Raw genomic sequence first — 2014 nt, 5'->3', positions numbered from 1 at the left:
CCGTCCTTGCACCAGCCGAGCCATTTGACTGCTCAAATACTTCTCTGATTAAGGCTTTGAGCCTTATAAGTTCAATGTCTATAGACCTAGATTTAGTACTGTTGTAATAGCTGCTTCTAACAACCCCAATGCGTCATAGGAGCAACTACCAAACGGTTTTTGATGACGATGCCATTATTAAGGGTAAAAGGTTGAAATAAAGGGTGGTATTTTGATTTCATAAGAAAATTCTCCTAACAGTATATTGGGTAACTTGAGCTTATGTATCAGCTATCTTAAAATTTAATTAACTTGCCATTGGTTAAAATCTTCTAGCGTGGCTTGTAAAATTGCCTCTTTATCACAAATGGCTGTGCCTTCTGCTCGAATCAAAGTGCGTTTTTTAAAGCCCATTTTTGCAAACATCATATCCAAATAACGGTAAGCAAATTCCATTTGTTGGCATTCTTTATCCAATGAGAACATCGACCCACTAATTTGTAGAAACAACACGGCTCTATTATCGGTCAATAAAGGTTTAATTTTACCTGCCTCGCTGTACTGGAAAGTCTCTCGTGGCACCAACACCATATCCATATAATTTTTGAGTCGAGCAGGGATATTGTAGTTATACATCGGATAGATAATAACGATTTTTTGATGCGCTTTAAACTGCTGTAACATCGCTTGCCGAGTGTCGGCGATAGCTTGCTCCGCCACACTCAAAGCCTCCCCTGCTTTTTGTTTATAAATGACCGTTAGGGTTGCCTCATCCAAGGTAGGTAAATCCATGTCATTTAATGGCAAATAGGTTGTGCTTTCAGCAAATTGCTGTTTGATTTGTTGTAGTAACTGAGCCGAAAATGACTCAGTATGGGCATTGATTGTGGTATCAATGACAAGCGTTTTCATGGTTTTATACCCCATTTTTATTGGTTTAATTTGGCTAACACATTTTCTGCTAAGTCTTGCAACGTTTCTTTGACAGGGCGTTTGGTAGGCTTTAAATTAATGGTGACATGAGATAAGCCTTGTTCTTTCTGCTCTTGCCAAAATTCCAGCAAACTATGTGACCCGCCTCGTAGATAAATATTGCGAGATAATTGAGCAGGCTCATTCGGATTCTCACTAAGTTCGACAAAATTGGCATAACCAAAAGGATGCCAAGCGTCATCTTGATTTAAATCTGCCAAGGTTTGCACAATATTTTTGGTATCTTTTGGGTTTACCCCATGCCAAATCCACGCATCGGCAGTATTAGCAAGCCAATCTAGTTCCTGTCTGGCACGACCAATAGCAACCATCGGTAAGCGTTGTTCAAGGATAGGGATAAAGCCAATATTGCCTGTTAAATCCCCATAATGTTGCCCTTTAAACTGCGGAAATTTTTGGGTGGTTAAGGCACGAATCATGTCCCAACTTTCTCGAAAACGCTCGGCACGATTGTCAAAGTTTTGCTGAAACACAGGGTATTCCACAGGTCTATCGCCACTCGACATCCCCAAAATAAAGCGATTATTGCTTAATACTGCTGTACTTGCTGAGGCTTTGGCGATATGAATGGGACTCCGCAAAGGTGCAACGATGCCTGCTGAACCTATCGCAATTCGTTGGGTTTTCGCAGTCAAATAGCCCATGGCAACCATGGGGTCAAATGCTTGTCCAACATCGCCAAAACTTGGGTCATAAAATGGCACATCTCGCAACCATAGTGCAGAAAATCCAAGCTGTTCTGCTAAGACAGCGGTTTCCCCAAAGTCTTCTAAGCTCGGAATCGGACTATTGGGATAGCCTTTAAACGGGGCAATCAATCCCAAGGTGAGTTTATCCGCTTGAAACACCTCACTAAATGCAGGGTGATTGGCAAGATGAGGGGGTAGTTGTTTTTGTTGCGGGGTTATATTTTCATTCGTCTCAGCGGTGTGAAATAATTGGCTATTGTCTTGTCCAAGAACAGAGAGGTTTGGTACAGCAGTTTGTGAGCTTGTGGTCATGGGAGTCACTCCGTTAAATTAAGCATTAAAAAATATAGCCC

At 41.5% G+C, this 2014-nt stretch carries 2 protein-coding genes; both read right to left on the bottom strand.

Features of this window, described 5'->3' with window-relative positions:
* Positions 1-282 precede the first annotated feature (282 nt).
* Positions 283-891, bottom strand: coding sequence for an FMN-dependent NADH-azoreductase (locus CXF61_RS11845; protein ID WP_193834223.1), 609 nt, complete (start codon positions 889-891; stop codon positions 283-285).
* A gap of 17 nt (positions 892-908) precedes the next feature.
* The gene (locus CXF61_RS11840; protein WP_101204498.1) at positions 909-1973 is read right to left on the bottom strand and encodes a TIGR03571 family LLM class oxidoreductase; all 1065 of its coding nucleotides are present in this window, start codon (positions 1971-1973) and stop codon (positions 909-911) included.
* Positions 1974-2014 lie beyond the last annotated feature (41 nt).

Source organism: Psychrobacter sp. 4Dc (assembly GCF_002836715.1).
Lineage (GTDB): Bacteria > Pseudomonadota > Gammaproteobacteria > Pseudomonadales > Moraxellaceae > Psychrobacter.
This window is presented reverse-complemented; position numbering and strand designations above follow the sequence as displayed.

Coding starts and splice junctions, on each gene's coding strand:
- CXF61_RS11845 (WP_193834223.1), bottom strand. CDS start 891: ATGAAAACGCTTGTCATTGATACCACAATCAATGCCCATACTGAGTCA.
- CXF61_RS11840 (WP_101204498.1), bottom strand. CDS start 1,973: ATGACCACAAGCTCACAAACTGCTGTACCAAACCTCTCTGTTCTTGGA.